Origin of the sequence: Methanogenium organophilum, from assembly GCF_026684035.1 — an archaeon.
GTDB lineage: Archaea > Halobacteriota > Methanomicrobia > Methanomicrobiales > Methanomicrobiaceae > Methanogenium > Methanogenium organophilum.
This window is the reverse complement of sequence record NZ_CP113361.1, coordinates 2,438,330-2,461,770: the sequence shown is the minus strand read 5'-3', so window position 1 is coordinate 2,461,770 and position 23,441 is coordinate 2,438,330. Positions and strand designations below refer to the sequence as shown.

At 46.9% G+C, this 23,441-nt stretch carries 34 protein-coding genes and 1 tRNA gene; 8 read left to right on the top strand and 27 right to left on the bottom strand.

All coding sequences use genetic code 11. The features are described from left to right. The first annotated feature begins 210 nt into the window (after window positions 1-210). Window positions 211-870, top strand: coding sequence for a YczE/YyaS/YitT family protein (locus OU421_RS12085; RefSeq protein ID WP_268186357.1), 660 nt, complete (start codon window positions 211-213; stop codon window positions 868-870). A 299-nt stretch (window positions 871-1,169) separates the two neighbouring features. On the opposite strand, the gene OU421_RS12080 is transcribed toward OU421_RS12085, so the two are convergent. Further along, a complete protein-coding gene (locus tag OU421_RS12080) occupies window positions 1,170-1,439 on the bottom strand; it encodes a hypothetical protein (RefSeq protein WP_268186356.1) in 270 nt (89 codons plus the stop codon). Window positions 1,440-1,697: 258 nt separating this feature from the next. Between OU421_RS12080 and OU421_RS12075 the strand changes: the two genes are divergently transcribed. Both OU421_RS12075 and OU421_RS12070 read left to right on the top strand, forming a co-directional pair. Continuing rightward, window positions 1,698-1,928 carry a hypothetical protein gene (locus tag OU421_RS12075; RefSeq protein WP_268186355.1) on the top strand — a complete coding sequence of 77 codons (231 nt, stop codon included), beginning with the start codon at window positions 1,698-1,700 and terminating at the stop codon, window positions 1,926-1,928. Window positions 1,929-2,058: 130 nt separating this feature from the next. Continuing rightward, complete coding sequence (locus OU421_RS12070) at window positions 2,059-2,292, top strand: MMPL family transporter (RefSeq protein ID WP_326493536.1); 234 nt, start codon at window positions 2,059-2,061, stop codon at window positions 2,290-2,292. A 19-nt stretch (window positions 2,293-2,311) separates the two neighbouring features. Here OU421_RS12070 and OU421_RS12065 read toward each other — a convergent pair whose 3' ends face one another. From OU421_RS12065 to OU421_RS12040, 6 genes are all read right to left on the bottom strand, one after another. Next, window positions 2,312-3,409: an MFS transporter gene (locus OU421_RS12065; protein ID WP_268186354.1), complete on the bottom strand. Its 1,098-nt coding sequence runs from the start codon at window positions 3,407-3,409 to the stop codon at window positions 2,312-2,314. Between the two features lie 41 nt (window positions 3,410-3,450). After that, window positions 3,451-5,343 (bottom strand): beta-CASP ribonuclease aCPSF1, encoded by a 1,893-nt coding sequence (locus OU421_RS12060; RefSeq protein WP_268186353.1) that lies wholly within the window; start codon window positions 5,341-5,343, stop codon window positions 3,451-3,453. Window positions 5,344-5,388: 45 nt separating this feature from the next. Continuing rightward, window positions 5,389-6,003, bottom strand: a complete 615-nt coding sequence (gene psmB, locus OU421_RS12055) for an archaeal proteasome endopeptidase complex subunit beta (protein WP_268186352.1) — start codon at window positions 6,001-6,003, stop codon at window positions 5,389-5,391. Window positions 6,004-6,136: 133 nt separating this feature from the next. After that, window positions 6,137-6,961 carry a CBS domain-containing protein gene (locus OU421_RS12050; RefSeq protein ID WP_268186350.1) on the bottom strand — a complete coding sequence of 275 codons (825 nt, stop codon included), beginning with the start codon at window positions 6,959-6,961 and terminating at the stop codon, window positions 6,137-6,139. A gap of 23 nt (window positions 6,962-6,984) precedes the next feature. After that, entirely contained in the window at window positions 6,985-7,413 is a 429-nt protein-coding gene (locus OU421_RS12045; protein WP_268186348.1) for a universal stress protein, read from the bottom strand. A gap of 40 nt (window positions 7,414-7,453) precedes the next feature. Continuing rightward, window positions 7,454-8,455 carry an amidohydrolase family protein gene (locus OU421_RS12040; protein ID WP_268187919.1) on the bottom strand — a complete coding sequence of 334 codons (1,002 nt, stop codon included), beginning with the start codon at window positions 8,453-8,455 and terminating at the stop codon, window positions 7,454-7,456. 83 nt (window positions 8,456-8,538) lie between these two features. Between OU421_RS12040 and OU421_RS12035 the strand changes: the two genes are divergently transcribed. Then, entirely contained in the window at window positions 8,539-8,697 is a 159-nt protein-coding gene (locus tag OU421_RS12035; protein ID WP_268186347.1) for a preprotein translocase subunit Sec61beta, read from the top strand. Here the strand turns inward: OU421_RS12035 and OU421_RS12030 are convergent. Beyond that, complete coding sequence (locus tag OU421_RS12030) at window positions 8,694-9,437, bottom strand: coenzyme F420-0:L-glutamate ligase (RefSeq protein WP_268186346.1); 744 nt, start codon at window positions 9,435-9,437, stop codon at window positions 8,694-8,696. The two genes, OU421_RS12035 and OU421_RS12030, sit on opposite strands and share 4 nt — an antisense overlap. Window positions 9,438-9,549: 112 nt before the next feature. On the opposite strand from OU421_RS12030, the gene OU421_RS12025 reads away from it, so the two are divergent. Continuing rightward, entirely contained in the window at window positions 9,550-9,819 is a 270-nt protein-coding gene (locus OU421_RS12025) for a DUF1922 domain-containing protein (RefSeq protein ID WP_268186345.1), read from the top strand. A 6-nt stretch (window positions 9,820-9,825) separates the two neighbouring features. On the opposite strand, the gene OU421_RS12020 is transcribed toward OU421_RS12025, so the two are convergent. Genes OU421_RS12020 through OU421_RS11930 form a run of 19 tightly spaced genes read right to left on the bottom strand, consistent with a single transcriptional unit; the run spans window position 9,826 to window position 20,862 of the window. Further along, on the bottom strand, window positions 9,826-9,975 hold the full coding sequence (locus OU421_RS12020; protein WP_268186344.1) for a DNA helicase PriA: 150 nt from the start codon (window positions 9,973-9,975) through the stop codon (window positions 9,826-9,828). After that, window positions 9,975-10,748, bottom strand: a complete 774-nt coding sequence (locus OU421_RS12015) for a formylmethanofuran dehydrogenase subunit C (protein WP_326493503.1) — start codon at window positions 10,746-10,748, stop codon at window positions 9,975-9,977. The genes OU421_RS12020 and OU421_RS12015 overlap by 1 nt, the downstream gene beginning before the upstream one ends. Beyond that, a complete protein-coding gene (locus OU421_RS12010) occupies window positions 10,745-12,445 on the bottom strand; it encodes a formylmethanofuran dehydrogenase subunit A (RefSeq protein WP_268186342.1) in 1,701 nt (566 codons plus the stop codon). The genes OU421_RS12015 and OU421_RS12010 overlap by 4 nt, the downstream gene beginning before the upstream one ends. Then, window positions 12,442-13,734 (bottom strand): formylmethanofuran dehydrogenase subunit B, encoded by a 1,293-nt coding sequence (locus OU421_RS12005; RefSeq protein WP_268186341.1) that lies wholly within the window; start codon window positions 13,732-13,734, stop codon window positions 12,442-12,444. The genes OU421_RS12010 and OU421_RS12005 overlap by 4 nt, the downstream gene beginning before the upstream one ends. Continuing rightward, the gene (locus tag OU421_RS12000) at window positions 13,721-14,113 is read right to left on the bottom strand and encodes a molybdopterin dinucleotide binding domain-containing protein (protein WP_268186340.1); all 393 of its coding nucleotides are present in this window, start codon (window positions 14,111-14,113) and stop codon (window positions 13,721-13,723) included. Before OU421_RS12000 ends, OU421_RS12005 begins: the two co-directional genes overlap by 14 nt. Then, on the bottom strand, window positions 14,110-14,715 hold the full coding sequence (locus OU421_RS11995) for a 4Fe-4S binding protein (RefSeq protein WP_268186339.1): 606 nt from the start codon (window positions 14,713-14,715) through the stop codon (window positions 14,110-14,112). The genes OU421_RS12000 and OU421_RS11995 overlap by 4 nt, the downstream gene beginning before the upstream one ends. Window positions 14,716-14,720: 5 nt before the next feature. Beyond that, window positions 14,721-15,806, bottom strand: coding sequence for a hydrogenase large subunit (locus OU421_RS11990; RefSeq protein ID WP_268186338.1), 1,086 nt, complete (start codon window positions 15,804-15,806; stop codon window positions 14,721-14,723). Then, entirely contained in the window at window positions 15,803-16,258 is a 456-nt protein-coding gene (locus OU421_RS11985) for an NADH-quinone oxidoreductase subunit B family protein (protein ID WP_268186337.1), read from the bottom strand. Before OU421_RS11985 ends, OU421_RS11990 begins: the two co-directional genes overlap by 4 nt. Beyond that, window positions 16,255-16,647: a hypothetical protein gene (locus OU421_RS11980; RefSeq protein WP_268186336.1), complete on the bottom strand. Its 393-nt coding sequence runs from the start codon at window positions 16,645-16,647 to the stop codon at window positions 16,255-16,257. Before OU421_RS11980 ends, OU421_RS11985 begins: the two co-directional genes overlap by 4 nt. Next, a complete protein-coding gene (locus OU421_RS11975; protein WP_268186335.1) occupies window positions 16,647-16,895 on the bottom strand; it encodes a hypothetical protein in 249 nt (82 codons plus the stop codon). Before OU421_RS11975 ends, OU421_RS11980 begins: the two co-directional genes overlap by 1 nt. Beyond that, window positions 16,892-17,734: a respiratory chain complex I subunit 1 family protein gene (locus OU421_RS11970; RefSeq protein WP_268186334.1), complete on the bottom strand. Its 843-nt coding sequence runs from the start codon at window positions 17,732-17,734 to the stop codon at window positions 16,892-16,894. Before OU421_RS11970 ends, OU421_RS11975 begins: the two co-directional genes overlap by 4 nt. Before the next feature lie 2 nt (window positions 17,735-17,736). Continuing rightward, window positions 17,737-17,943, bottom strand: a complete 207-nt coding sequence (locus OU421_RS11965; protein ID WP_268186333.1) for a hypothetical protein — start codon at window positions 17,941-17,943, stop codon at window positions 17,737-17,739. Between the two features lie 7 nt (window positions 17,944-17,950). After that, window positions 17,951-18,619, bottom strand: a complete 669-nt coding sequence (locus OU421_RS11960) for a proton-conducting transporter transmembrane domain-containing protein (protein WP_268186332.1) — start codon at window positions 18,617-18,619, stop codon at window positions 17,951-17,953. Then, window positions 18,612-19,211 carry an EhaG family protein gene (locus OU421_RS11955; protein WP_268186331.1) on the bottom strand — a complete coding sequence of 200 codons (600 nt, stop codon included), beginning with the start codon at window positions 19,209-19,211 and terminating at the stop codon, window positions 18,612-18,614. The genes OU421_RS11960 and OU421_RS11955 overlap by 8 nt, the downstream gene beginning before the upstream one ends. Further along, the gene (locus tag OU421_RS11950; protein WP_326493502.1) at window positions 19,208-19,663 is read right to left on the bottom strand and encodes a DUF2106 family protein; all 456 of its coding nucleotides are present in this window, start codon (window positions 19,661-19,663) and stop codon (window positions 19,208-19,210) included. Before OU421_RS11950 ends, OU421_RS11955 begins: the two co-directional genes overlap by 4 nt. After that, a complete protein-coding gene (locus tag OU421_RS11945; RefSeq protein WP_268186330.1) occupies window positions 19,656-19,898 on the bottom strand; it encodes a DUF2107 family protein in 243 nt (80 codons plus the stop codon). The genes OU421_RS11950 and OU421_RS11945 overlap by 8 nt, the downstream gene beginning before the upstream one ends. Beyond that, the gene (locus OU421_RS11940; protein ID WP_268186329.1) at window positions 19,885-20,121 is read right to left on the bottom strand and encodes a DUF2108 domain-containing protein; all 237 of its coding nucleotides are present in this window, start codon (window positions 20,119-20,121) and stop codon (window positions 19,885-19,887) included. Before OU421_RS11940 ends, OU421_RS11945 begins: the two co-directional genes overlap by 14 nt. Next, window positions 20,114-20,380 (bottom strand): DUF2109 family protein, encoded by a 267-nt coding sequence (locus OU421_RS11935; RefSeq protein WP_268186328.1) that lies wholly within the window; start codon window positions 20,378-20,380, stop codon window positions 20,114-20,116. Before OU421_RS11935 ends, OU421_RS11940 begins: the two co-directional genes overlap by 8 nt. Continuing rightward, on the bottom strand, window positions 20,377-20,862 hold the full coding sequence (locus OU421_RS11930; protein WP_268186327.1) for a hypothetical protein: 486 nt from the start codon (window positions 20,860-20,862) through the stop codon (window positions 20,377-20,379). Before OU421_RS11930 ends, OU421_RS11935 begins: the two co-directional genes overlap by 4 nt. Before the next feature lie 228 nt (window positions 20,863-21,090). Between OU421_RS11930 and OU421_RS11925 the strand changes: the two genes are divergently transcribed. From OU421_RS11925 to OU421_RS11915, 3 genes are all read left to right on the top strand, one after another. Then, complete coding sequence (locus OU421_RS11925; RefSeq protein ID WP_268186326.1) at window positions 21,091-22,134, top strand: AI-2E family transporter; 1,044 nt, start codon at window positions 21,091-21,093, stop codon at window positions 22,132-22,134. Between the two features lie 146 nt (window positions 22,135-22,280). Next, complete coding sequence (locus OU421_RS11920; protein ID WP_268186325.1) at window positions 22,281-23,033, top strand: class I SAM-dependent methyltransferase; 753 nt, start codon at window positions 22,281-22,283, stop codon at window positions 23,031-23,033. Window positions 23,034-23,233: 200 nt separating this feature from the next. After that, a tRNA-Leu gene (locus OU421_RS11915) sits at window positions 23,234-23,317 on the top strand. Window positions 23,318-23,441: the final 124 nt, after the last annotated feature.

The following is a 23,441-nucleotide window of genomic DNA, read 5'->3' as shown; positions in this document are numbered from 1 at the left end:
TTGTAATTCGACTCGATCTGACAGTATTGATGGAGATCATCCCGGAGATTCGCTGAGATGCCCCGGACCCTCTCAAGAGCGGTCGTTGAATATACATAATCGAAGAAGCAAGTAGCAAAATGCGTCTCCGGAGTGGGTTCTGAGGCCCGAAAATGCCCGTATGCAATAGTATATCCTGCAATATCATTAACATATAAAAGATCTTGAAACATGCCAAATACTACGATTATTAAAAAATATCTCGTATTATTCGCCGGATTATTCCTTATGGGCCTGGGAATAAGTCTCATTACAAAATCGTGCCTGGGAACGTCTCCGATTTCAAGCGTTCCCTATGTATTATGCCTGGTATTTCCCGTGACCTTTGGGGCATTTGCATTCTTTCTGGGTGTCCTGTTTCTCCTGTTGGAAATCATGATATTGGGAAGTAACTTTCCGAAAATTCAGCTTTTGCAGATATTTGTAGGTCTCCTCCTTGGTATATTCATTGATCTGGGGATGCAGATACTGGTATTTGTACAGCCTTCGTTGTATACATCACGAATTCTTATTTTGCTATCCGGCTGTGTCGTCCTGGCTCTGGGAGTGTATCTGGAGGTATCCTCAAAGACATTCATCTATCCGGGTGACGCCATCGTAAAAATTATTGCGGATAAAACCGGCAGAAAATTCGGAAACATTAAGATTGCTTTTGACACGTCGCTCTGTTGTACGGCAGGAATTATTTCGTACTCTGTATTCGGATCACTGAAAGGCCTGGGGGAAGGGACGATCATCTCTGCGCTCCTGGTTGGGTATATTATTACAATAATCAGTACTGTCTTTGTATACTTCAATGGTGGAAAGTGTACGGGACTTTTTAGGGTTTAGACCCCCCTCCGACAATCCGATAATTTTTCGCAATATCTCAGTCCCAATCGTGCTTTTTCCAAAAATAATGCAGGGAATTGCTGGTACCGCCGCTCAAAACGGGTATTTTCAGAACCGTCCGCACACCCCATCTGATACCAGGACAGATAGTATTTTGTGACAGCATACCCGCCCAAACCGGATAGCAAAGGATATACCGTGCAAAATAGCAATTCATCTCGCTTTCACATAAAATACCGAATATATACAGAGATCTGCTCCCGACTCTAAACCGCAGGAAGCATACCGGCGTCTGAAAGTTACCAGCGGAACTTTCGTTGTTTCTCTTCTATCTCCTCGCTTGTCAGGAGCTCATATGAATGTATCTCACCATCCTCGCCGAACTCGACATCCAACATCAGGCCCGCCTCCATGTGCTGGAACTCCGCCGATGCAGGGTCCGATCCCCTCTGAATATAGCCTAATTTAATAAGCTCTTTCTCCATATCCAAAACCTTTTCAGGCGAGCATATTTCAAACAGTTCTTCGGTTTTCTTCTTGACCTCTGCCCTGCCCAGGTAAACAGCCATGGACCCTCTATTATCCCCGCGAGATAAATCTCTTGCGCCCGGTGGAAGAGTTGTCTCTCAGTACCCCGCAGACAGACCTTTGGATTTTGTTCACCGTTCCTGTTTTATGACGCCTCGATCTATAAACCTGCCATTCCAATCTATCAGTATAAGGGGGAACCAACCTGCGCTCACCGTTCGCACTACTGGCAGATCTGGCTGATATGGCACCATGGATTGTTACAGCGGCAGTTGGTGTGCGTATACTCCTCTCACTCCATGGCACTACAAACGCTCACGATGGAGACCGGTAGAGAAACCTATGTCGGAAGAGTTACACCACGCAGCACAATATTAAACAAATACCCGGACACGTTCAGCACCTCATCGGTAATTGTCATCGTCGAAGGCAATGACATCACAGACATCGATGTGATAGCCTATATCCACAATCTCCGGCAGGACCCGGACAATGAAACCTATCCTGAACCATCTTCCAGCGTGACCTAACTCATTGTTCAGCTCAATAACGGGAATGTCCCGACAAACAAGGCTGAAATATCAACAATTCTTTCCCGGATTCACCCGGACGTTGCCAAACGCTATCTCCTGTCCAATCAGCTGACCCTGATATTCCTCCATCGCACGCTCCGTTCAAAAAATCGGGACTGCAATTACCATATCCGGACTGGCAACCGTATTCGGCTTTTCCGCACTCATCATGTCGGCATTCAAAATAATCAGTAATTTTGGCACAACAACGGTCATCACCGTTGGATATTCCCTGATGGGAGCAATGCTCGTGATGCCTGCCATACTGAAAGGTATCAGCCGGTTTGAAACGGATGAAGAAATGCATCCATTGACCCGGTAGCCAAAATACACCTGCGTAATTACACCGGAAGCGTACATCTGCACCGGGTGATTGTTGCTGTCACGAACAGACAAAAGATGCCGTTGACAACAAATGCAGCACTATATGAGAGATATTCAGAAACAATGCCTGCAAAAAACGGCAGGAAAGCCATTCCGCCATAGGATGCAGCGGTAAGGAGGCCGATTGCCGTTCCCTGCAGCTCTTCCGTGACTGCGAGATAATTCATCTGGGACACAAACACAAATCCTATCGATGCTCCGATGACCATGAAAAGGATAAATACCGGGATGATTCCTCCATACAGTGGTAAAAAAAATGCACTCAGGACAGCAATTCCGACTAATGCGGACGCAATGCGTATTGTCTGTATCGGCTGAAGAGAGATGTTCGGGGCAATGAGTGAGGTGCAGATCGTTGCGCCATTCATTGATGCAAACAATATTCCCAGGACAAACGGGCTTTCATCCGTAAATTCAGGATATAATGAAATCAGGACTCCTGAGATGCCGATGAGAACAAATGCTGAAAGGTAGAGCCATACATTTCTCCCTGCAATGATGTGGATTTCCGGTAATCTCTCTGATGCAACACCCTTTGCCTCCTGAATGAAAAACGACAGAACCATCGGAAATGCGGCGAGTCCGGTATACAGTATTACCCCGCTGTACAGGCCAAACTGACTGTTCAGAATTCCTGTTCCCATAAATCCTGCAATAAGCCCGGCATTCAGGGCAGCAAAATAAAACCCGGAGAGTCGTGCATGGTCCGGCTGCACATTCACCCACGAGAGTGCACAGGCTACAAATAACCCTGCACCTATTCCCTCGAAAGCCCGTGCGGCGGCCACGACATACGGATTCACGCCAAGGAGGATCAGTCCGCCGGACAGGACGGTGAGAACAAGCCCTGCCCTGATAAACGGTACACGGCCATACCGGTCGCCCAGCACGCCTGCCGGAATGACTGCCACAAATGCCCCAAAAAAGTATGCTGAAAATATTATTCCCTGCAGGGCAGGCATTTCACTGGCAAAATTTGGAAGAACGGGTACAATAGCATTGGAAAGTGCCATTACAATAAAGATCCCGACGACCAGGGAGAGGCGCTGTTTCATTAATGCAATAATTGGGGTATAGGGAATAAAAGAGATTCCTGTTATACCAGACGGTATGTTTCGAGGTTCATCGGCGAAACGGTCTGGATATGATAATTTTTGTAAATTGAGGATGCAAGATCAATCGTATTCTTTTCATCCCCGTGAATGGTAAATATCCGTTCTGGACGCGGCTGAAGATGCTTGACATAACGCATCAGCTGTTTTCTGTCAGAGTGGCCGGAAAACCCATCAACAGTCTGTATTTCGCAGTTCATCATGATGGTTTCACGACGCCCGAGAGGTATCTCTTTCCATCCCTTCTGAATTCTTCGCCCAAGGGTTCCGTCTGCCTGGTAACCGACGAAAACCAGACAATTCTTCTCTTCAGGGGCAAGGGCACGCAGATATTCCATCACGGGACCGCCTGAAAGCATACCACTTGTGGTAATGATGATACACGGGTCACCGTCGATGACATTCTGCCGAAGGTTCGATGAATCAACCTGCTCGAAGCATTCTGCCAAAAACGGGTTCATTCCTTCTTTGAATATCTGTGTCCTCAGATCCGGATTAAGATATTCCGGATAGGTAGTATGGATGGCAGTGGCCTCTTTTATCATTCCATCCAGGTATACCTTGACCTTGGGAATTTTTTCGAGACGTATTCCTTCCTCAAGAGTCAGCATAACTTCCTGTGAACGGCCTACGGCAAATGCCGGAATGACAATCTTCCCGCCCCGGTTGATTGTGGTATTAACAATATCGTAGAGTTTAGTCTCAGCATCCTTTTTGGACGGCTGAATATCATGGGAGCCACCGTATGTACTTTCCATGAACACTGCTTCGAGACGGGGGAACTGCACGGTTGCAGGGCCAAACAGCCGGGTCTTATCATAATTGAAATCCCCGGTAAATGCGATATTATAGAGCCCGTCTCCCACATGGAAATGGGAGATTGCCGATCCAAGGATATGTCCTGCATTATGATAGGTCAGTTTGACATCCGGGGCAATATCGGTAACAGATCCATAGTTCAGGGTAATGGAATGTTTCAGGTATTCCTGCACTTCTTTCGATGAATACGGAACAACTCCGCCGTCTTTATTGACAACATCGATATAATCAAGCTGAAGCATGGCAGAGAGATCACGCGTTGCCGGTGTACTGTATACCGGTCCGTCAAATCCATATTTATACAGCAGGGGTATCATTGCACAGTGATCAAGGTGTGCATGAGTAAGAACTACTGCATCCAGTGAACTCAGAGGGGATATTTCCGGAACACCAAGATAGGGGAATCCTTCAGATGAACTGCCGGGTTTTTCGCCACAGTCAATGAGGATCTTGCTTTCCGGTGTTGACAGGAGAAAAGCCGCCCGTCCTACTTCCCGGCAGCATCCGAGGGTAGTTACCCGGACCCATTTATCTTTGCTTCGTACATCACGGTGAATTCTCTTTCCTATCCGGCGGAGAAATTCTTTGCGCTCATCTTTTACCGATCTGAGATATTGGCGGATGTCCTTGACCGTTTTGCTTTCAATGGGCGGTGTCCGCACGACTTTCGCGGTCCATCCGATCTCTTTTGTGATATCACGAAGTGTTGCTCCGTTTTTCCCTATAACAACACCAGGTTTTTCCGCTTCTACGAGAACTTCACCCGTATCCGGATCAAAGAACATATCCGTTATACCGGCACTCTCCGGAACAACAGCACGCACTTTTGTGGCAGCCTTTTCCGGATCCTCCAGAATATTCGGGCGAACAACAATGCGTTTGCGCAGTTCGCGTGCAAGAACTTTTATTAAATCCGCCTGTTCTGCGAATTTTTTTGTGTCATCAGTGTAGATGACAAGTTCCGGTCCTTCAAATTCAACTTCTGATATTGAAATACCCGCAGGTACTTTAGAATTGATCTTCTTCCTGAGATCTTCTAGCCGTTCATCAATTAACATTAAAATCGTCCTAAAAAAAGAAAAATAGCGGAATGAATGCAGAGTTTAAAGAACCTCCTCACTCATCTCCTCATATTTATCTTTGGTAATTATTACTATACTCATAGATTCACCAGATGCTGAATCCCGCCTGATGGCTGCTCTGAGTGCTCGTTTTGCAAGGCTAACAGCTGCTTCTTCATCAAGACCTTCTTCATAGCGGTCTTCCAGTACACCATATGCAAATGGGGATCCTGAACCGGTTGCAACAATATCATCTTCTTTTGATGCACCGCCCATCGCATCCACGGAGTAGACACTTGGGCCATCGGTATCAAATCCACCTACAAGCAACTGGACATAATATGGATAGTATCGGTTCTGGTTCAACACATTAGAAAGGAGTGACGCTGCTGCACCAACAGTCATATCACGACCACGACGGATCTGGTACAGGTTGCATTCCACCTGCATCAAACGTGCAAGTGTCTGTGCATCACCAACTCCTCCGGCTGTTGTCATACCAATTCTGTCCGCAATCTGATAGACTTTTTTTGCTCGCTTGCTTGCAATCATCGTACCCATTGTAGCACGTCGTTCTGTTGCAAGCACTACACCATCATTAAACACAAGACCTACAGTTGTAGTGCCTTTGGTAACCCCTTCTGGTAGTTCTGACATTTATAATCCTCCAATCAAAAGTACGCTATATAAGGGAGTAAAAGCGCTTAGATATAGAACGCACCATTCTTTCATAAAGGTATTGGATATTATTTCTAAAACGTTCTGAAATTATTTTGAATTCAGGAAGAATTTAAGCTTCTTCAAGAATTATTCGAATTAATTCGCGGTCATAGAGCATAGAAACCATTTTTCGGTCCCCATTGATAACCGGAAGCTGATCGACACGTGCCCGCTTCATTTTCAGAGCGCATTCACTGATCTCCGCATTGAGGGGTACAGCGACAACTTCCTTTACCATCGCATCTTTAACGGGTTTATCCGGAAGCTGAACTTTGGAGATACCATATGATATCGTATGCATATCACGGATAGATTCCCATGTCCATTCATCATCATCAGTGCCATTTGAGAAGTCACTTACTTCTACACTGTCTTCGATACTTGAATTGCGGATTAAATCACGTTCTGAGATGATGCCTGTCAGCTGACCGTCCTCATTCAGGATCGGCACAGCATCGTATCCGGACATCTCCATGATTCTGCCGACAAGCGGCAGAGGGGACTCTTCCCAGATTGCAAAGGTATGTGAACTGAACTTGTTGCGGATTTCGTCCGTAATTTTCATCCGCGCAATAGCGCCGACAATATCTGAAATACTGATCAGACCAACCAGTTCCCCTCCCTCAACAACAGGCAACCGGCGGAAATGATTTTCCGTTAATATTGCTGTTGCTGCCTGAATGGTCACATCCGGAGTGATCGTGACAGGATCAGGTGTCATCAGAAGCCCCAGCTGCATTTCATCAGGCTTTCTAAGCAGATCTTTTCGGGTGATTATTCCTACCAGCACACCCTCTTTCAGGACAGGAACACCACTGATACCGGTTCGTTTCAGGATTCTTAGTACATCATCCCTGTTTCCCGGAATTTCTACGCAGACAACATCTGTTGTCATCACGTCACGGACTGTTTCCGGTGTTATAATCTCACCACCAAAGTACTGACAGGACTGTGACGGACAACATGGGTTGTCACACTGCCAAGCAAAATCTTCTCGATATCACTTTTTGCATGGGATCCGAGAACAATTAAGTCAGCATTCAATTCTTTTGCTGCAGAAATAATTTCGATTCCTGCATGGCCTTCTCTCAGGTGAGTTTTCAGAGTGATACCTTCCTCTTCGCTGCGTTTTTCTGCATAGGAAAACACATTCAGTCCCTGCTGTTCCAGAAGGTTTCTGATGTACTCCATCTTTTCATCGGCAGGGATATCGTCAAAAAGACCGGTTTCAAGAACATAGACTACATTAAGCTGCGCATTCCAGACTTTGGCTTCGGTCAATGCCGTTTCCAGAGTTTTAATACTGATTTCTGATCCATCTACGGCAACGAGAATATTTGTAAACACAGATCCACCTCTTAGAATTGCTTATTATGTATTTTTAATATCAATTTAAAAGACTTCCTTCCAACCCAAGTGGGTTCAACCTGTTTATTATAGTATTTAATATGTTTTTTGAGAATTTTGCATTAAGACGCGCCGTATTGTACCTGTTGAATCGTGCCGTATTCTGTTCATGAATGCCGTAATTCATATCCAGAATGTGAGCGCCCCCCACTGCCATCTTCATAATTGTCTGTGCGTCAATTCCATATACATAATGGCAAAATGACATCTCCGCTGACATATCCGGCTGGACAAACATTACGTTGTCTGTCCCCAGCCAGAGTTCAATACCCGCATCAATCATTTCATGCACCGGCGGATTTTTGCCTGAGGAAGTAACCCCCAGTTTCCAGTTTGAACGGGGGCAGATAACCACAGGAATACCTGCATCTGCAATGGTGCGAATCTGCTTTGACGTTGCATGCGTGCAGTGAATAAGCATATCAGGATCAAATGCGAGGGCGCTATCGACATCCATTGCATCTTTTTCTCCTGCATGGAAAGCAATAATTCTACCGTCCGCACGTGACTCTTCAATTATTTTGGTCAACCCTTCTCCATAATGACGGGTACTTGAGACGCCCAGTCCGTCACTGATTTTTTCTCCCCCGTCTCTTCCAAAAACAGCAGAATCAAGGGAACACTCTGCATTCGCTTCCTGAAGATATCGTGCACCCTCAACGCCCCCTTCCCTGAAGTCCGCAAATCCATATGTTCCGGTATCTGCCATTGTCCGTATGCTGGCGTTCATTGCTTCAACACACATTGCAGGTGTTGCTGCACGCAATAAACGATGCTTAAGCCCATCTGGTGGCGCCACTAGCTGCCCGATAGGACCATTGGCATCGATATCCATTGCAATGGTGTCTCCAAGATGCGTGTGGGCGTTAAAAAAACCGGGGAATATCCATATGTCCGGAGTCCGGGAAATCTCTTCAATATTGGTAATAACCCCGTTTGTGACTATGATACGAACATTTCGTTCTTCAAAATCATCCCCCAGAAGAGCCTTTCCCTCAAATATTTCTTCAGAGTACAGTGATATTCACCTTCCAATTTAAATATGCTAAAATTCAATTGTACTGCATGGCAAAAAAGAGTGGCGGAAGGCTTGTATCCTCAGCCGGTCTGGTTACGTATTATGATAGTGAAGATCGCAGAGCAATCCACATTTCCCCGACAACTGTTATGATCGCTGCAGGAGTAATTGCAGTCATTACGATCGTCCTGAATGCACTATATTAATACTTATTTTTCATTGCCGTTCTGGTAATATCCTCTTTTGCGTTGAAATACAGGTTATCATGTCCCTCCCAGTGTGGCATGTTTCTACAGATTACCGCAGGGACGCCACGGTTGCTTTCACCCATAACAAAGTTGACAATACCTGCAATTTCGTCAACGACGGCTTCTTCGGTAATTTCGAGCGTATGCCCAAATAGATCCGTGTCACCACGGTAATCCTGTATTGCGGACATTCCGCTCCACCCGATTGCAACACCTGTTTGTCCCCGCCGAAATGATCGGCCACAGGTATCTGTCAGAATAACCCGGACTGTTTTTCCGGTGATCTTCTTAATTTCGTCACGGATTTCATCAGCAGCTTTCATAGGGTTTGGCGGCAGCAGAATTATTCGTCCGTCTTCTACATTTGAATGGTCGATACCTGCCCGTACACCAACATGCCCATGGGGCAGGGAGCAGAGAATAAACGGATAATCAATTATTATGTCATCAGCTTCGTCAAGAACTGCCTGAATAAAACGGGGGTCTTCTCCACACTTCTCAGCAATCTCCCCCGCACGTTCGGATGGCTGAATGTCTTCGAGGAGGCGTAAATATCCCTTTGATTTGGAATATACGGAAGATGCAACACATAAAATATCATCGTCTTCAACAGACAGGCATTCTGCAACGAACGCAGATATATTATCCCCTGGCTGAACAATGGGAATTCCTTCAACCGGGATGATTTCGATTGTCATTAATTACTAATCATCCTCTGAAATAAAAATGATACGAAAATATCATTGGCCGGAATGATTGATCATTGCTCAAAAGGATTAATAATATGCTAAACATATTAGCGATATAAATATGTATATTATTGTCCGCTGTGAGAGCTGTGGTACATTCACCTATATTGACCGGTTCCAGAACTGGAAACTCTGCCCGGTATGCGGGGAAACTATGCAGAAGAGCAGTGTCCGGAAATATCTTGAAGTCGAAAACCACCATGACGCAGATGCCGTAGTCGTAGAACTGGAACGCTATCTCCATCAAAATAAAAGAACGGATCTGACCCCGGATGAGACCAGAAAACTGCGCGCGGAGTATGCTCGCCGGGTCAGTTCCGACATACACTAACGGCTTTTACCAGGGTTTCCCACATCCGGGACAGATCATATTCACATGGCGTCCGCAGTATGGGCAATACAACCCGTTTTTTTCGTGATAGATGAGTGGTCTACCACAGTTTTTACAATGAATCGGAGCAGTGTAACCGCAACTATGTTTCAGCATTATTCCATATATTTGTAGTTCGCAACATAAATTGTTCCCAACCCACGGGAGATATAATCTCCGGAAAACCGGGTAACCGGTGTTGATTCAACTGATGTCAGACCTTCATTCCTGAACGTCGGAAGCATATCGTATGCTGTCCCGAATATCCGGCATTCTCCACCGGACATATTACCGCAGGGACGGGAACAGTCCCCCATGATTGTCAGGCGTCCATCCCGGATATCAACCCCCGGCATGTCCCCCGCATTACCGTGAATGATAATCTCACCTCCGGCCATTGTTTCTCCCGCGAAATCCCCTGCATCACCCATGATCTCAATATGGCCACCCAGCATTCCTTTTTTTTCACCACGATACCCGGAACCGGCGTAGTCTCCGGCATTTCCGTGACAGACAATCTTCCCCCCGTTCATTTCACGACCAAGCCAGGAATCGGCATTTCCTTTTATTTCGATTAGTCCGGCACTCATGAAGTTCCCACAATGCATCCCGATATCTCCTTCGATCAGGATTTTCCCGCCGTCCATATATTCTCCGACCCGTTTGATGTTTGCACTGTTGCCACGGATGATAATTTCCACCTGTTCAGCCGATTTTGCATTCCCATCTTTTCGGACGTGAAAGACATCAGATATGTCCAGTTCCTTGTTCCCTTTCCATACATGGAATGCCCGTTCCGGGTCGAGGAAATTTTTGGGGGTAATGCATTCTGCCTCAATCGGAAGATTGGGTTTATGCCGTTCTTTGACTTCGAGAATTACTTTCATCATAGGGATGCCTCCGACTCCATGCAGACATTACGCCCAATGTATTCTTCACCAACCGGATAGTTGGCAATTCTCATTGAGTAATATTTGTTGAACCCATCAATGAATTCTGAATCTGTGCTCATATCATATGCAGCGGGCACATGTGGTTTCACCCAGTATGTGGAATGATTTCCCTCCAGGGTACAGGTTCCCCGCCGGCAGACAATATCGCCTCGTTTGATTGTGTATTCTGTTGTCGCAAACCCGTTGATGATACGTTCGTATTCACGAGCCGGGTCCGTGGTGTCGACAGATATCGGATATATTGCAATATCTGCTTCTGCACCTTCCGTAAGGAATCCTTTTCCGTAATCAATAAGGCCCAGGGCACGTGCCTGTGCTGCACGGGTCATGACCGCAATATCATCCCAGGTCCGTTCCCGTTCAATTGCAGGGAGAGCTACTCGTTTGCCCGTTGATTTGTGAAGCGTCTCAAATTCCTTATCGCGGTATTCCTTGCTCATCAGAAGTGCTATTACTTCAGGATATTTGACAAAGGGTGCACCATTGGGATTATCCGTTGCAAGAATGCACTGCCATGGATCGTCAACCAGAAGGCCGAGTTCAAGCCCGATCGACCACATGATAGCATTCACAAGATTTTTCTTTCGGTATAACACCGGAATGATGCCTGACCCGGTTTCCATCTCAACATCATGATTGCTCCATTTATTGTGGTACAGGCGATAAAGATTGAACTCCATCGGCCCGTCCGCAGTCATCGTGGTCGTTTTCCCAAACATGACCTGACCGGTGTCAATGACGATCTGCGGCTTTTCATTCACCGAATGGGCGATATCTTCTGCCTTGGAACAGAAATCGTTCCAGGACGACCCTCCGTATGAATGGAACTGAACATGTGTTGAATACAGCGACTGACGTTTATCATTGAGGTCCGGAATGGCATTGTACGTGTCAAGCGTGCACAGGTAATTGCCCGGTTTTCCCAGATTATTACAGTGCAGATGCACAGAGTGCGGCAGATTGAGCATCTCATTTGCTTCAATCATCTTTACGATGATCTCACGGGGAGTGATCCCGAAGTGCGGAATCGGTTTATGAATACAGGATACATCTTCGCCAAATCCCCATGCTTCTGTCCCGCCCGGATTTGTCAGTTTGACTCCGAACCCTTTCGCTGCAGAGAGATACCAGGCGAGAATCCCTGCCAGCCGTTTGATATCCCCGTTCTCTATCGCCTCAAGGGCGAACCAGTTGCCGTCAAAAAGGGTATTTGCAAGACAATCCTGCAAAGGCGTGTAGCGGAACTCCTCGTGGGTATGTCGCGCCTCCATCGGCGCCATGGCACCTTCAAGAAGGGTTGTGTATCCCATACGGGAATACCGGTAGCTGTTCCCGTAGGTTGTCGGAACACTGTATCCGGATGTTGCATGCATGTCTCCTTTTCGGGACGTGCGTCCGGCACGCATATCCTCCGGACTCATGTATCTCCCGAAATTGACTTTCGTTCCACAGATATGGGTATGAGAATCAATGCCGCCGGGGAGAGTGAGCATCCCTGCGGCATCAATCACGTCGTCAGGATTCTTCACGTCATCGACAATTTTGCCGTCGCGAACGGCAATATCCATTATTTCCCCGGATATGTTCTGAATGGGATCAATGACATAGGCATTTTTTACGAGGAGCGTCTTCATAATCCTTTCACCTCCAGCATTTTCTGGTAAATCCGGGTAAGAATCTCTGTGTCAGACGGATATCCGGAGTCCATTACTTTTTTGACTTTGATGGGAATGCCATCCATACGGTATGCCGTTCCTTCCGCATCGATACCCGTTACCGCGACCGGTATCTGGAGGTCTGCAAGGGGTGTGGTCAATGACTGGAACGGGTCAATAGCTATCATAGGAATGTCACGTATCTGCTCCACACATGCACGGGGAAAATGTGCTGCCGGATCACTTGCGATGATCATACAGGCATCACACTCTTTTCGTGCAAGAATATCTATTGCCGTTGTTTCTCCGGGATTATAGAACGCAACACCCCGGCAGAAGTCGACAGCAAAGGGGTAGCCGGTCATCCACGAGAACACTTCATTTGCCCCGTACACATTCCAGTGCCCCCGCATGGGAGTCAGCGTAAATTTGGTGTGCCGGTTTAGGTCGTCAACGAGTTCGATGGCATTCCTGACGTTCTTGTATTTCCCTTTCGCCATCGTGAGACCGACACCAAAGAATAACGCACCGAATGAACAGGTTTTGCACATCTCCGCCACCTGCATGAGCTGCGTTTTGCTGACCCCTGCAACCGAGGCAGGGATCATATCCGCTTTTCCCCGGAGAATGGCCCGCAGGGAAGAGAGAACCGCATAGTCCCCACCGGATTTTATCTGAATAAATTCATCTGCAACTTTAGCCGTCTCGGTTTCACGCACATCGACGACGATTACCTTCCTGTTTCTGAATGCATTATCCAGAAAATACCCGTCTGCATACGTGGTATACCGGCTCATATGACGGGGATGTGCCTCTATTGGATTACAACCCCAGTAGATTACGAGATCAGCACGATTTTTCACCTGTCCCAGGGTACAGCCGGGATGGCCGACTTCCTGGATTGCAAGAATGGAGGGGCCGTGGCAGACAGATGTGGTGCTGTCGATTACGCCACCAAGGATCTCGTTCATATGAACTCCGACACACTGTGCTTCTCCATGCGTACCGGACCAGCCAAACAGAAGGGGGCGGTCTGCATCCAGCAGGATATCAACTGCGGCATCCACCGCCTCATCGTAGGTGATATCAATCCATTTCCCGTCCACCTTCTGAATGGGGTTCTTCAGGCGGTTTTTGCCTAAAAATTTTGCGTTTCCAATTGTACAGCAATTATCTGTCGATACAATGGAGCCGTTTTCAATCCCCAGAGTAACATCATCACAGAGACACCCGCAGAAGGGGCAGACCATATCCTTAATTTCCTGCATACCTGACACCTCCTAATTGTTCGAGTATTTCAGTCGGTGTTTTACGCTGTTCTGATGTCGGGAAAATCTCTACTTCATGAATTTTATAATCCGGCATACCGGTTCCATGTGTGCGGGGTGAAATGATGGAATTGCAATGAATGCCGTACGAGATAAATACCATCCCTTTCGGCAATCCCTCGTCAGCAAGTACTTCCAGTACAATTTCTCCAATTTCACTTTTCACAAGGATATTTTCCCCTTCTTCCACACCCAGTTCGAGAAGGTCAAGCGGATGAATGCGACACAGGGATGTCTCCTCAGCATATCCCTGGCCCAGTTTATTTTCAATATATTTGCCCTGACGGATGGTTCGTCCGGTATTCAGTATGAATTTCATACCGCCGCCTCCTGAATACCAACAACCACACGTGCCACCCGGATTGCATGATTTGCACATGTTTTTTCGCAGGTTTTACACCCGGTACATTTCTCCGGGTTAATGACACGCATCTCACCGTTGATAATTCGCATAATCACTTCTTCACTAAATGCGGTGCCGGTTCCGCCAAGATACGGGTCAATCTCTTTATTTATGGGGCAGGCAACCGCACAGTTTCCGCACCTGCTGCACAAAACGGGATCAATTGTCAGATGAAACGTTGACGCAAATGAGCTCTGGTCTTCTTTTTGTATGGAAAGAAGTTCTCCTGCTGTTAAGACATCTTCCGGGCATGCCTCTACGCATAGTCCGCATCGGATGCAGTGCCCGGGATATACCACCGGGTTCCAGACACCATCTGTTTCCAGCACTTCAATCGCATCGGGGGCAGGACAGATCATCATACAGGCAAGGCAATGAGTGCATTCTCTGTCGGTAAGAGCAGGGAATCCCCGGAAATGGGGTGGAGTGACGAGAGGGGCCGTTTTAACAGTGAAAAATTTACGTATCCACTCCCCACGGACAAATTCTCTCAGATACCAGATAATCGAAGATGCCATTTCATTCACCTCTCATTACATGCAATGCACGGATCGGAACTGATGTAGGTCGATGTCACGTCAGCAGACGAATGAACACCTTTCAGCATGTAGTGCACACATGCCTCGATGTTCATTATTGACGGAGTCCGTATCCCAATCTTTTTTACCCGTCCGTGCTCATCGGTGTCGATGGAATACGACAGCTCGCCACGGGGAGCTTCTCCTGACCATTTGGCAAAGCCACCCCCGATTTCCCCGCCACCACGGATAGTCCCCGTCTCCATCTGTGCAAGAGCGGAACGGATGAGTTCCGTACTCTGGAACACCTCAAGGAAACGGAGCATAATACGTGCATAATTATCGCCTTCGTCCAGTAATATTGACTCAAAATCAAGTTTTTTGTAGGTTGGATGAAACAGCCTGCAGTCATTGTCCAGATTGCTCGCACGGGCGGTTGGTCCGACCGCATGGGATTCGATTGCCTCCTCACGGGTGAATGTGCCGACATCTTTGCTTCGAAGGGCGATCAGTGACCCGCCCTCAAACATATGAACAAACCGGGTGAGTTCAGAATCGATGTGGTCAATCATGGTACGAATACTTCGTTCCTTCTCTTCGGTCAGGTCAAACCGCACGCCTCCCGGAATAATGTACGAACAGGTTACCCGTGCTCCGGTGACCAGTTCAAGAGCATCCATTGCGGTTTCCCGTAGATTAAGGAGATACATGGCAAGCGTTTCATGCTCGATTGTGTAGCAGTATGAATAGTTTGCAAGCAGATGGCTCTGAATCCGGTCAAGTTCGTTTACCACCAGACGGAGATATGCTGCCCGGTCAGGAACGGGGATATCATTTATGCGCTCCATCCCTTCAATGCAGACATAATTGTGGATGACAGAACAGATCCCACATACCCGTTCTGAAAGAAACATCACTTCCTGCCACGGTCGTCCAACCATGATCCGTTCAATACCTTTTTTCACATACCCAAGCTCAAGTTCCGCATTGATTACATATTCACCGCGGGTTTCACATTTTATCCTGCACGGTTCCTTAAAGACCGGATGCACCGGCCCTATCGGAAGGGATACATCAACAGTCTTCTTCATTCTTCTCTCCTTTCATAATCTTTGAATACAACGGGTGCAAGCGACAACACGGCTTCAAGAATTTCCGTCGGCCGCGGGGGACACCCGGGAACTTCTGCTGCTATCGGTATGTGCTTTCGGACAGGCGGGTCAAGATAGGTCCCTTCCCGATTAAAGACACATCCGGAAATCGGGCAGTTTCCAATTGCAATTGCTGCTTTTGGTTCGGGAATTTTATCCCAGACCGCTTTTAGCTTATCTTCCCACTGTGGGGAAAACCCACCGGTTACAAGAAGGATATCTGCTTCACGGGGATTATTATGGACATAAATGCCGTACTGTTCAATATCATATCTGGGTGCAAGACATGCCAGAATTTCGATATCACATCCATTGCATGAACCTACATTTACATAACAGACATGAATGGAACGTGAACGAACGGCATTTTTGATATCCTGTAGCGCTGTCATGAAGAGATCACCTCCCGTATCATTGTCATTCCTTCGTCTATTGCCTGGGATTTACCCATACCGGCTGAAATTTTCTCTTTTGTTTGCTGAATAATTCTGTTCATCTCGTCTTCCGTGAGAAGGGGTATCTGTCGGGTAATAAGAGTCGCACCGAATTCCGATTCGATTGAACTCTCGTTTTCACTCTGCTCTTTTTCCCAGACTTCGTAGCGTGCCGGAATATTTTCCAGAAGGGACATGTCAAAGGTGTTGATCATTTTTCTCCGGAGAATCTGACGACGGATCCCATACCTTTCACACAGTGCAGCCATCGTTATCTCATGAAGCGGACTGGAAAGGATGATGAGCTTCATCTCCCGGAGATCTTTTTCATAGAGGAAGGTAACCATCAGGCAATCCCTCCTGCTACAAGAATCGCATACAGGGCGAAGAGTCCGACACATATCCATAGGATGGCCATCTCTGCACGCTTGAGTTTTTCTTCATCCAGGATCCAGGCAATTCCGGTCAGAGTAATGAAAATCAGTCCGAGAACGAGTGCCTGAAGGAATACTTCCGGGTGCAGGATTGTCTGCCACAATGCAATGATGATGTAGGCAAACAGACCCCCGGCAAGTATTTTTTTAATCTGTGTCATGCAATCACCGCCAGAAGTGCCATCCAGGCAACAAGAATAACAATTGTTACCAGTTGTACGGTTACACTGTCATACGGACCAAGCATGGGTGTTACCGCACAGACAAATGAGAGTGAAATGAGCACAATGAGCATTGCAATAAAGAGCATAACCGGAGACATGGCTCCCCAGAATACCAGTATAAATGTCATCAGAAGAACGACTGTTTTTATGGCATCCGAGATCTCAAGTCCTGCACGCCATGCACCAAAATGCTCGGTTTTATACCCGCTGACAATCTCTTTTGCCTCAACAATTGAGAATGGTCCATAGTGCATCTTTGAGAGGATAACAATATACATCGCAATCGCTGCGGGAAGAAGACTAAAAAGCAGAGGTCCGTGTACTGCCTGATACTGGATAATATCTGAGATCATCAGGGAACCGGTGAAGAAATAGATTCCTGCGATCACTGCAAACAACGGAATTTCAGATGATGCTGATATAACAGAACGGACACCACCGAACTTTGAGTAGGGGGAACCAGGCGACAGCCCGACACCATGCTCAACCATTTTATGCAGCATATATACGCCGAACAACAGAAGCAGACTGCCGCCCAGCATGACAATATACAGTGCACCCACCCATATGGCAATGGCGATGAATACGATGCCAATATAGAGTACTTTACTTGCGGTACGGGGAATCCACGTCTCTTTGAAGGAAAATTTCAGGGTATGAAGGATTTCCTGCCAGATGGGAGGACCGGGACGGCCCTGTATCCGTGCAATTGCTTTCCGGTGTATTCCCATGAATAATAGCCCGATAAATGGTGTTGCAATCAGATAACCTATCATTGTTAGTACCCCATAAACGGATAATCTTCGTCTCCGTCACGATATTTCCAGAGTAGCATCACGCCGATGACAAACACCGGGAGTGTGATAATACAGATTACCGCCTGTAAAAGGTCTGAAATCAAACCGAAATACGGACCAATTCCTCCGATGACAAGTCCAATCAGCGCGAGAACGGTTAATATCTGAATATTGTTTTTATCAGTCATAGTATCATCACACTGTCAGCATAATCTCCACAACCCTCAGGAACATCAGGAGGGAACTCACATGTATCATTATCACGTACGGTGCACCCGGTGCACGGAACAGTTCTGCCTTTGCTGCATAAAACGGGGCGATTCCCTCTCCCATGACACCAATGAGAATCAGGGCTTTTGCAATCCATGGCATTGCCGGTGCAATTGCTGCGAGTTCCCAGATTGACAGGGTGCCTGTTGTAGCAAGGGTGATGGCTGCCCCGCCAAAGAGCGGGACGGTTGCAAGCATCGAGATGATGCCATAGTTATATGCGGCATTCAGTACATGCTTGCTTTTTACCGCAGCAACAATACCGATGATACACACACCCACCATACTCACAAAGAGGGTGAAATTAAACACATCTCCGCTTGCGACAGCTCCCATGGTGGCGAAACCACAGGCAATTGCCATAAATCGTCTGAAATGCAGTTCTTTCCCGGTTACATCCTTTGCATAGATTGCATCTGTTCCGAAGGCAACGTCCAGCTGTTTTTCCGGTTTCGAAAAGATACAGATGAGGGTAAACACCAGTGCAAACAGAAACAGGGCTGTTGTGTACGGGGTGAAATAATCAACAATATCTCCGAACGGCAGGACAAATAATTCCTGTCCTCCGACAGATGAGGATGAAAGTTCAAACATTGTTTCCACCCCGCATTGTTCCGATAAGTGACATCTTTGCGGTCACTTTGGCGAGGATTGCTCCGCCTGCAAGCATAACTGCAAAGAACCAGTATTCGGGAATAACCATAAAGATAAAGAAAGCGACAATCCAGAATGCCCATGCATACCCGGATACGGCTTCTATAAGCGCAAACCGCTCGGCATGTCTCTTTCCCATGAAGTAGAAGATCATTCCGGTTCCTGCAACTGCACCTCCGGTAAACCCGGAGAGTACAATGCCGTATCCAACAAGGATGACTGCAATGATCGTGGGAGCGGTATCCAGCACTTCAATTCTGAATGGTTTTTTTACCGGACTGTTGAGTCCTTCCCGGGTCAGATATATTTCAGAGAGTGCCATTAGTTCAGAAATTCCCACAACAAGGCCGGGGATGATGAGTGCCTCTGCGAGATCGGTTGCGATAAGTGCAATGATGGCAAGGGCAGAGACTTCTGCGAGGTCGGCAATTATCAGCCGGTGAATGTCATTATTCTCCCGGATTGCTGCGACAAATGTGATGATGACAGCAATTAATGCAATAATCAGGCCGATTGCATATTCATCAATCATTCTTCCTCCCTCCGGTATAAATACGAGGCAATCGCAAAGGCAGCGAACAAAATGCTTGTTTCAACGATGGTATCGAGTCCCCTCGTGTTATAGAGGATTTCATCGATGATGCCACCGGGGTGGGACACGATTGTTGTCCCTAAATAGAGATTGGTGACTGCCATAAATGCCGACAAAGGGGTAAGATATGCGGTAACATATCCCAGATAGGGAGAATTTTGCGGATACTGTGCTGCAACTTCTGTTGTACCAAACGGAACTCCTCCCCGGTCATAGGGATTCAGGGATGAAGAAGTGTTGATATCTTTTGGGTACAGCTGGGTGTCTTCGTATCCCAGGGGGGATACAACCAGGACAATAAGAGAGACGCAGGCAATTGCTACAACAATACATGAATAAATTGCGATCAGATTGTCAACATCCGCCATGTAGCGGGAAAGCCATTTAATCACAGGGATCACCCCGTTCAATGACGCGGATCAGGACAATGGTGGCAATCGCGGTTACGGCAACAAATGTCAGGAGAGCAATGGTCTCATCATAGGCAAGCATGACCAGCATCAGGCCGGTCCCGGCAATTTCGACATGAATCAGACGGGAGATATAATCGCGTTCACGGGGAAATGCAGCAGCAGCGACTCCTGCTATGAGGATGATAAATCCTAAGATTAGTTCAGGAGTCATCATTATTCCTCCCGGTGGCCTGCAGAATGAATATTGTCGTCAGCGGCATGATGATTGCGACAAGAACTGCCACGTCAATATAACCTTTCAGCACAATAAGGGGAATCACACCACCCATCATGACGGCAAGGCCGATCAGTTTGTCAAAAGGACTCTTTTTGAAGTAGACGGAGATTACGCCCAGGATTGCGATCAGGCTCAGGATTGCAATATAGAATTCATTCATTGGCAACCCCTCCCGCAAAGGTGCTTGCAATGGCATTTGCTTCGAGGGTTGAACCGACGAAATAGGCGATTCCCGCGAAGAGGGCCATGATATCCGGAATGGATAGCACAATGAGTCCCGTTATGGCAAAGTTCATGACATTCAGGAAAACCAGTTTTTTGAGGGTTTTCTTCTCGGTCAGTACCCTGATGACAGCGTACAGTGCAACGATTCCACAGATATATACCGGAAGCATACCGGCATCATACGCGGGAATCATGCCCGAATCCTCCATAGTCTGGTGAGAAGCTGGCTTGCATATGGATGGGATACTCCCTGAATGGTCAGGATTGCGATCACCATGCCGGCGATAAAGGCATCAGCTGGTACACCCAGAAGGCCAAACCCTGTTATAATGAGTGCAGCACAGAATGCTCCTGTTGTTCCTGCATATCCCGGATCGTGGCAGATTCTGTTTCCGATAAATACCAAAACAGCAGCAATCAGTCCACCGGGAAGACCCGCCACAAATACCCCGCATGCAGCGAGCAGTGTCCCTGCAGAAGCATCTGGTGAGCATACAATATTTCCCATCATAAATCCGCCATTCAGCGAACCCTTGTCAGCTGCAATGGTGGTGCCAATCGCTTGTGCACCACTCACACCCCCTTTTTCAGGGAGCCTGAATATAATATCAATTGTAATAAAAAGAATCCAGCAGACAAGTACTGCAATGATGATGTTTACGACCACACTCGGCATTTATTAACTCCGAATAATAACAGATACTCTTTCATAGGTTTAACATTTCCCATTGTCACAGTAAAATCACCGTTTGATATCTCAAATACGCGAATTACACGACATATCTGCATAATGATACAATAATGCATTAGATTTGATTTAAAAGAGTGAAATATTACAATGGACAGGCTGGTGGATTCACATCTGCCAGTATGTATATAGCCCGTCAGGGTGATTTTATACCTGATGAAAAGCGCCTTTGCAGATCATGACAAACTCGCACTCCTGATTATCGGGATTGTGTTGATTCTCACGTTGTACGCGTTTGGATCTCTGCTTGGTATTGTCATACTGGCAATTTCTCTCGCTATTGTTGTGATGCCACTTAAAACGTGGCTTTCACGGTACGTTCGTGAACAGGTTGCGGCATTTGCGGTCACATTTATTGTGGGATTTATTGTGGTCGGCTCGTTGCTGTTTGGCGTGGTCATATTATATGAAAATGCAGATTATCTGACACAGATTATTACGGATATATATATTGCCATAATGAGTATGCAGCAGATTACAACACCGGGAGTTGCATCCACCCCACCCATAGATGTCGGAGAGATTCTGGATTCCCAGATGGAGATGATCCAGTCGGGTTTCTTCTCGGTGGTATCCGGGTTTACCGAAGCAATATTTAATGCAATTATCTTCTTCCTGACACTCTTCATCTTCATCTTTTTTGGTGAAAACATCTGGAAGGGCATTCTTTCCGGTGTTCCTGCATCCATGAACACATTTGTGAGTCATATCGAAGAGATCAGTTCCAACACCCTGTATTCAATTTATATTGTCCATATCTCCACGTCGGTGATTACGTTCCTTCTTGCAATTCCGTTCTTTTATGTGCTGGGATACGGACACATCCTCTTCTGGTCCCTGATTGTGGCATTGTTCCAGCTGATTCCGATTATCGGCCCGACACTTATCATGATCTTCCTGGGCATCTATGCTCTTGCCACAGGGGATTACCGGGCTGCCGCCCTGATTGCGATCATCGGATATCCGGTTGTCTGTGCGGTCCCGGACCTCCTGTTCCGGCCAATCATGATGGGCAAGCGGACATCCATTCACCCCGCAATCATGTGGGTCGGATTCTTCGGCGGGCTGTGGATCATGGGGATCGTCGGGTTTGTGATCGGACCTCTGGTCCTGGCTCTCCTGGTCGCATCCGGACGTGAACTGATTCGGATCATGAAACAGGCAAAAGAGAACGGATGGCTGGAGAAGCCTCCGGTTTGAGCATATCTGAATTCAGTAATTCTCTCATTTTTAGCTACTCTTCACTAAGATCAGAATAACTCTCAACAGACCGGTACAGGGAGAACAGGCGTCAGCGGTGCCGGTACGACCGCAAACTAAATCCAATCCTATAATTAAAAAAATATATGGAAAACAATCCTATTTTTACAATTTTTGAATCGGTTCCCAGACAGGGGGCCGGGGATGATGAGCACACGGAAAAGGCATTTTCACTCATCGCAGAACCACCTGAAGAAGGTGGTGAGATCCTTGATGTTGGGTGCGGGAAGGGCGTACAGACGATGGCCCTTGCCCACCTGTGCCCGTCCTGCGGGATAATAGCGACAGATATACACCAGCCTTTTCTCGATGCGGTGGATGAAAAAATTGCAGCCGAAGGGTTTTCCGGAAGAGTGAAAACGGTCCGTGCGTCTATGGACGACCTTCCCTTTGGAGAGGAGTCTTTCGATATTATCTGGGCTGAAGGATGTGCCTCAATAATTGGCATTGAAAATGCAGTCAGGTACTGGAAAAAACTCCTGAAACCGGGCGGACACATCATGATTTCGGATATATTCTGGTTTACCGGGACTCCCTCTGATGAGCCACGGGAATTTTTTGCCGAACACCATCCTGCAATGATAACAGAAGACGGAGGATTTGAGCTCATCCGGAATGCCGGGCTTGAGCTGGTCGGGTCCTTCCGGCTCCCTTCACGCGTATGGGAAGACAGTTTCTACGGTCCGTTGAGAAAGAAGTTTGGAGAACTCGAAGAGGAATGTGCAGATGATGAGGTCGCTCTGATGATAATTGAGGGGTTGAAAAAGCAGACCGAAATCTTTGAGAAATACCCGGATGAATTTGGGAATACCTATATGGTAATGAGAAAGCCATTGTGAAGAATTTTGGATTCATTCAGGCAATTCTCTTTTTTTCCCGGTTAATCAAATGCCCGCATCGAAAGATCATAAATTGATCTCTCTTTTTTTCCGTTTTTTCACCTGATTATTCCCTGAAGACAAAAGGGATTATACCCTTTTAGCGCTAATACTGGACTGCAATTTCTACGATTGCAATCAATTGTAATCAATTGTCGTGTGCGAGGGTTGCCGAGTCGGTCAAAGGCGCTGGGTTTAGGGCCCAGTCTCGTAGGAGTTCGCGGGTTCGAATCCCTCCCCTCGCATTTTTGGTTTGGGTAATAGTTATCTTGTAATTTTTGAACTCCTCAAAAATGATATCAAACTGTTCTGCATAGTTTCTTAAGAGGCACCGAACCCTTTTCAATCATTGAAGAACCGAATATTCCG

What these genes read in the sequence shown, in the direction of transcription:
- OU421_RS11970 (WP_268186334.1), bottom strand. Translation starts at nt 17,734, where the DNA reads ATGATAGGTTATCTGATTGCAACACCATTTATCGGGCTATTATTCATG.
- OU421_RS12075 (WP_268186355.1), top strand. Translation starts at nt 1,698, where the DNA reads ATGGCACTACAAACGCTCACGATGGAGACCGGTAGAGAAACCTATGTC.
- OU421_RS12080 (WP_268186356.1), bottom strand. Translation starts at nt 1,439, where the DNA reads ATGGCTGTTTACCTGGGCAGGGCAGAGGTCAAGAAGAAAACCGAAGAA.
- OU421_RS11940 (WP_268186329.1), bottom strand. Translation starts at nt 20,121, where the DNA reads ATGAATGAATTCTATATTGCAATCCTGAGCCTGATCGCAATCCTGGGC.
- OU421_RS11930 (WP_268186327.1), bottom strand. Translation starts at nt 20,862, where the DNA reads ATGCCGAGTGTGGTCGTAAACATCATCATTGCAGTACTTGTCTGCTGG.
- OU421_RS11920 (WP_268186325.1), top strand. Translation starts at nt 22,281, where the DNA reads ATGGAAAACAATCCTATTTTTACAATTTTTGAATCGGTTCCCAGACAG.
- OU421_RS12010 (WP_268186342.1), bottom strand. Translation starts at nt 12,445, where the DNA reads ATGAAGACGCTCCTCGTAAAAAATGCCTATGTCATTGATCCCATTCAG.
- OU421_RS11955 (WP_268186331.1), bottom strand. Translation starts at nt 19,211, where the DNA reads ATGATTGATGAATATGCAATCGGCCTGATTATTGCATTAATTGCTGTC.
- OU421_RS11990 (WP_268186338.1), bottom strand. Translation starts at nt 15,806, where the DNA reads ATGAAGAAGACTGTTGATGTATCCCTTCCGATAGGGCCGGTGCATCCG.
- OU421_RS12050 (WP_268186350.1), bottom strand. Translation starts at nt 6,961, where the DNA reads ATGACAACAGATGTTGTCTGCGTAGAAATTCCGGGAAACAGGGATGAT.
- OU421_RS11925 (WP_268186326.1), top strand. Translation starts at nt 21,091, where the DNA reads ATGAAAAGCGCCTTTGCAGATCATGACAAACTCGCACTCCTGATTATC.
- OU421_RS11945 (WP_268186330.1), bottom strand. Translation starts at nt 19,898, where the DNA reads ATGATGACTCCTGAACTAATCTTAGGATTTATCATCCTCATAGCAGGA.
- OU421_RS12030 (WP_268186346.1), bottom strand. Translation starts at nt 9,437, where the DNA reads ATGACAATCGAAATCATCCCGGTTGAAGGAATTCCCATTGTTCAGCCA.
- psmB (WP_268186352.1), bottom strand. Translation starts at nt 6,003, where the DNA reads ATGTCAGAACTACCAGAAGGGGTTACCAAAGGCACTACAACTGTAGGT.
- OU421_RS11980 (WP_268186336.1), bottom strand. Translation starts at nt 16,647, where the DNA reads ATGGTTACCTTCCTCTATGAAAAAGATCTCCGGGAGATGAAGCTCATC.
- OU421_RS11935 (WP_268186328.1), bottom strand. Translation starts at nt 20,380, where the DNA reads ATGATTCCCGCGTATGATGCCGGTATGCTTCCGGTATATATCTGTGGA.
- OU421_RS11995 (WP_268186339.1), bottom strand. Translation starts at nt 14,715, where the DNA reads ATGGCATCTTCGATTATCTGGTATCTGAGAGAATTTGTCCGTGGGGAG.
- OU421_RS11960 (WP_268186332.1), bottom strand. Translation starts at nt 18,619, where the DNA reads ATGTTTGAACTTTCATCCTCATCTGTCGGAGGACAGGAATTATTTGTC.
- OU421_RS12035 (WP_268186347.1), top strand. Translation starts at nt 8,539, where the DNA reads ATGGCAAAAAAGAGTGGCGGAAGGCTTGTATCCTCAGCCGGTCTGGTT.
- OU421_RS11975 (WP_268186335.1), bottom strand. Translation starts at nt 16,895, where the DNA reads ATGACACAGATTAAAAAAATACTTGCCGGGGGTCTGTTTGCCTACATC.
- OU421_RS12020 (WP_268186344.1), bottom strand. Translation starts at nt 9,975, where the DNA reads ATGCTGAAACATAGTTGCGGTTACACTGCTCCGATTCATTGTAAAAAC.
- OU421_RS12085 (WP_268186357.1), top strand. Translation starts at nt 211, where the DNA reads ATGCCAAATACTACGATTATTAAAAAATATCTCGTATTATTCGCCGGA.
- OU421_RS12065 (WP_268186354.1), bottom strand. Translation starts at nt 3,409, where the DNA reads ATGAAACAGCGCCTCTCCCTGGTCGTCGGGATCTTTATTGTAATGGCA.
- OU421_RS12025 (WP_268186345.1), top strand. Translation starts at nt 9,550, where the DNA reads ATGTATATTATTGTCCGCTGTGAGAGCTGTGGTACATTCACCTATATT.
- OU421_RS12005 (WP_268186341.1), bottom strand. Translation starts at nt 13,734, where the DNA reads ATGCAGGAAATTAAGGATATGGTCTGCCCCTTCTGCGGGTGTCTCTGT.
- OU421_RS12000 (WP_268186340.1), bottom strand. Translation starts at nt 14,113, where the DNA reads ATGAAATTCATACTGAATACCGGACGAACCATCCGTCAGGGCAAATAT.
- OU421_RS12060 (WP_268186353.1), bottom strand. Translation starts at nt 5,343, where the DNA reads ATGTTAATTGATGAACGGCTAGAAGATCTCAGGAAGAAGATCAATTCT.
- OU421_RS11985 (WP_268186337.1), bottom strand. Translation starts at nt 16,258, where the DNA reads ATGACAGCGCTACAGGATATCAAAAATGCCGTTCGTTCACGTTCCATT.
- OU421_RS12015 (WP_326493503.1), bottom strand. Translation starts at nt 10,748, where the DNA reads ATGATGAAAGTAATTCTCGAAGTCAAAGAACGGCATAAACCCAATCTT.
- OU421_RS11965 (WP_268186333.1), bottom strand. Translation starts at nt 17,943, where the DNA reads ATGACTGATAAAAACAATATTCAGATATTAACCGTTCTCGCGCTGATT.